This window comes from Geodermatophilus africanus, from assembly GCF_900107105.1.
GTDB lineage: Bacteria > Actinomycetota > Actinomycetes > Mycobacteriales > Geodermatophilaceae > Geodermatophilus > Geodermatophilus africanus.
In genome coordinates this window covers 1-4,150 of sequence record NZ_FNOT01000044.1, presented here as the reverse complement: position 1 = coordinate 4,150, position 4,150 = coordinate 1, and the positions used below count along the sequence as shown (strand labels likewise).

The 4,150-nt window shown below is 62.3% G+C and carries 3 rRNA genes; all 3 read left to right on the top strand.

Annotated features, from left to right (window positions below):
* Nucleotides 1-209 (top strand): 16S ribosomal RNA (locus tag BLW63_RS25885); the annotation flags it as partial.
* A gap of 553 nt (nt 210-762) precedes the next feature.
* Nucleotides 763-3,905: ribosomal RNA gene (locus BLW63_RS25880) — 23S ribosomal RNA — on the top strand.
* 126 nt (nt 3,906-4,031) lie between these two features.
* Nucleotides 4,032-4,148: ribosomal RNA gene (rrf, locus tag BLW63_RS25875) — 5S ribosomal RNA — on the top strand.
* Nucleotides 4,149-4,150 lie beyond the last annotated feature (2 nt).

Below are 4,150 nucleotides of genomic sequence, written 5' to 3'. Positions count from 1 at the left end.
GGAGTCGCTAGTAATCGCAGATCAGCAACGCTGCGGTGAATACGTTCCCGGGCCTTGTACACACCGCCCGTCACGTCACGAAAGTCGGTAACGCCCGAAGCCGGTGGCCCAACCCCTCGGGGAGGGAGCCGTCGAAGGCGGGATCGGCGATTGGGACGAAGTCGTAACAAGGTAGCCGTACCGGAAGGTGCGGCTGGATCACCTCCTTTCTAAGGAGCACTCGCCGCCGCCCCGTGGGGTGGTGGTGCAGAGCCGCGCCCATGCCGAGGACCGGTGCCCGTATCGGGGTGCCGGCGACGTGTGTGGGGTGGTGCTCGAGGGTGGAACGCTGACCAGTTCGGCCGGCAGTCGCGCTGCCGCTCCCAGTACGGCGGTCCCTTCGGGGGCCGTGGGGACCGGGGTGGTGCGCGGGGGCCGGTGGTAGGCACGCTGTTGGGTCCTGAGGGAGCGGACCCCCCCGGGTGTGGACGCGGTGCGTCTGTGCCGGTCGGGGTGGTCGGTTGTCTCGTGTCGGGGCCGTCCGGGTCCCCGCACCACCCGCCCTCGTGCGTCGCCGCTGTCGCGGTGCGCCGGGGGTGGGGTTCGGCGGGGTGCTGGTCGGGCGGTGGCCGGTTGGTCGTTGAGAACTGCACAGTGGACGCGAGCATCTTTCTTTTGTTTGCAGGCTCCGCGCAGCGCGCTCGGCCGCGAGCGGCGCATCTTCCGTGGTGGAGGTGGGTCCGGGCGGTGGACGCCGGTGTGTGGGGGTTGTTGTAGGAGTGTGGCCAAGTTGTTAAGGGCACACGGTGGATGCCTGGGCACCAGGAGCCGATGAAGGACGTAGGAGGCTGCGATAAGCCTCGGGGAGCTGCCAACCGAGCGTTGATCCGAGGATGTCCGAATGGGGGAACCCCGCACCAGTCATGTGGTGTGACCCGCGCCTGAACACATAGGGCGTGTGGAGGGAACGTGGGGAAGTGAAACATCTCAGTACCCACAGGAGAAGAAAACAACCGTGATTCCGTGAGTAGTGGCGAGCGAAAGCGGAGGAGGCTAAACCGTTTCCATGTGAGACCCGGCAGGGGTTGTGGAAGCGGGGTCGTGGGACCGTTCGCGCCAGTCTGCCGGCTGGCGGGGGAGTGAGAAAGTGCTGTCGTTAGTGGAAGGCCTCTGGAAGGGGTCGCCGCAGAGGGTGAGAGCCCCGTACACGAAAACGCAGCGCCTCCCGAGCGTGTTTCCCAAGTAGCACCGAGCCCGTGAAATTCGGTGTGAATCCGGCGGGACCACCCGCTAAGCCTGAATACTCCCTGGTGACCGATAGCGGACGAGTACCGTGAGGGAAAGGTGAAAAGTACCCCGGGAGGGGAGTGAAATAGTACCTGAAACCGTGTGCCTACAAGCCGTGAGAGCCGTGAAGCCACCCCTGGTGGGTGGGCGGTGATTGCGTGCCTTTTGAAGAATGAGCCTGCGAGTTAGTGGTACGTGGCGAGGTTAACCCGTGAGGGGTAGCCGTAGCGAAAGCGAGTCCGAACAGGGCGTTCTCGAGTCGCGTGCTCTAGACCCGAAGCCGAGTGATCTACCCATGGCCAGGTTGAAGCGCGGGTAAGACCGCGTGGAGGACCGAACCCACCAGGGTTGAAAACCTGGGGGATGAGCTGTGGGTAGGGGTGAAAGGCCAATCAAACTCGGTGATAGCTGGTTCTCCCCGAAATGCATTTAGGTGCAGCGTCGCGTGTTTCTTCCCGGAGGTAGAGCACTGGATGGCCGATGGGCCCCACAAGGTTACTGACGTCAACCAAACTCCGAATGCCGGTAAGTGAGAGCGCGGCAGTGAGACTGCGGGCGATAAGGTTCGTAGTCGAGAGGGAAACAGCCCAGATCATCGGCTAAGGCCCCTAAGCGTGTGCTAAGTGGAAAAGGATGTGGGATCGCAGAGACAACCAGGAGGTTGGCTTAGAAGCAGCCATCCTTGAAAGAGTGCGTAATAGCTCACTGGTCAAGTGGTTCCGCGCCGACAATGTAGCGGGGCTCAAGCACACCGCCGAAGCCGTGGCACTCCGCCGAACGCCCGCCGGTAGACCGTCGAGTCTGCCGGCCAGGTGGCGGGGTGGGTAGGGGAGCGTCGTGTGGCGGGAGAAGCGGCGGAGGAATCCAGCCGTGGACGCCACGCGAGTGAGAATGCAGGCATGAGTAGCGAGAGGGGAGTGAGAACCTCCCCCGCCGGAAGACCAAGGGTTCCTGGGCCAGGCTAATCCGCCCAGGGTGAGTCGGGACCTAAGGCGAGGCCGACAGGCGTAGTCGATGGACAACGGGTTGATATTCCCGTACCCGCGAAGGAACGCCCATGCCGAACCCAGCGATGCTAACCGCCCGAACACCCGTGCGCCGGTTCTTTCGAGGATCGGCCGCGGGTTCTAGCGCGGGATCCGAACTGGTAGTAGGCAAGCGATGGGGTGACGCAGGAAGGTAGTCCCACCGGTGAGTGGTAGTACCGGTGCAAGGGTGTGGCCCGCGCCATAGGCAAATCCGTGGCGCACCAGGGTGAGGCCTGACGCATAGCCGATTGCGGTGAATGGGATGATCCTATGCTGCCGAGAAAAGCCTCTAGCGAGTTCCCAGCGGCCCGTACCCCAAACCAACTCAGGTGGTCAGGTAGAGAATACCGAGGCGATCGAGCGAACTGTGGTTAAGGAACTCGGCAAAATGCCCCCGTAACTTCGGGAGAAGGGGGACCCTCGCCCGTGAACCGCCTCGCGCGGGGCAGCGGGAGGGGGTCGCAGAGACCAGTGAGAAGCGACTGTTTACTAAAAACACAGGTCCGTGCGAAGTCGTAAGACGAGGTATACGGACTGACGCCTGCCCGGTGCTGGAACGTTAAGGGGACGGGTCAGCCGCAAGGCGAAGCTCAGAACTCAAGCGCCAGTAAACGGCGGTGGTAACTATAACCATCCTAAGGTAGCGAAATTCCTTGTCGGGTAAGTTCCGACCTGCACGAATGGCGTAACGACTTCTCAGCTGTCTCAACCACAGGCTCGGCGAAATTGCACTACGAGTAAAGATGCTCGTTACGCGCGGCAGGACGGAAAGACCCCGGGACCTTCACTACAGCTTGATATTGGTGTTCGGTTCGGCTTGTGTAGGATAGGTGGGAGACGTGGAAGCCGGCACGCCAGTGCCGGTGGAGTCGCCGTTGAAATACCACTCTGGTCGAATTGGATGTCTAACCTGGGTCCGTGATCCGGATCAGGAACAGTGTCAGGTGGGTAGTTTAACTGGGGCGGTTGCCTCCCAAAATGTAACGGAGGCGCCCAAAGGTTCCCTCAGCCTGGTTGGCAATCAGGTGTCGAGTGCAAGTGCACAAGGGAGCTTGACTGTGAGACCGACGGGTCGAGCAGGAGCGAAAGCTGGGACTAGTGACCCGGCACCGGCAGGTGGAAGCGGTGTCGCTCAACGGATAAAAGGTACCCCGGGGATAACAGGCTGATCTTCCCCAAGAGTCCATATCGACGGGATGGTTTGGCACCTCGATGTCGGCTCGTCGCATCCTGGGGCTGGAGTAGGTCCCAAGGGTTGGGCTGTTCGCCCATTAAAGCGGTACGCGAGCTGGGTTTAGAACGTCGTGAGACAGTTCGGTCCCTATCCGCCGCGCGCGTAAGAGACTTGCGAAGAGCTGTCCCTAGTACGAGAGGACCGGGACGGACGAACCTCTGGTGTGCCAGTTGTACCGCCAGGTGCACGGCTGGTTGGCTACGTTCGGCAGGGATAACCGCTGAAAGCATCTAAGCGGGAAGCTCGCTTCAAGATGAGGTCTCTCACCGGGTCAACCGGGTAAGGCCCCCGCTCAGACCAGCGGGTTGATAGGCCGGAAGTGGAAGCACCGCGAGGTGCGCAGCTGACCGGTACTAACCGGCCGAGGGCTTGACCACACGACTACACCACCCCCCACCCCCGGGCGGGCGGGTAGCCGGCGACCAACTGATCGATACCACGCGTCCACTGTGCGGTTCTGAACGCACCAACCCCCACCGGGGTCGGTTCCCGTTCACCTGTGTTACGGCGGCCATGGCGAGAGGGAAACGCCCGGATCCATTCCGAACCCGGAAGCTAAGCCTCTCAGCGCCGATGGTACTGCCCCGGAGACGGGGTGGGAGAGTAGGACGCCGCCGGACAA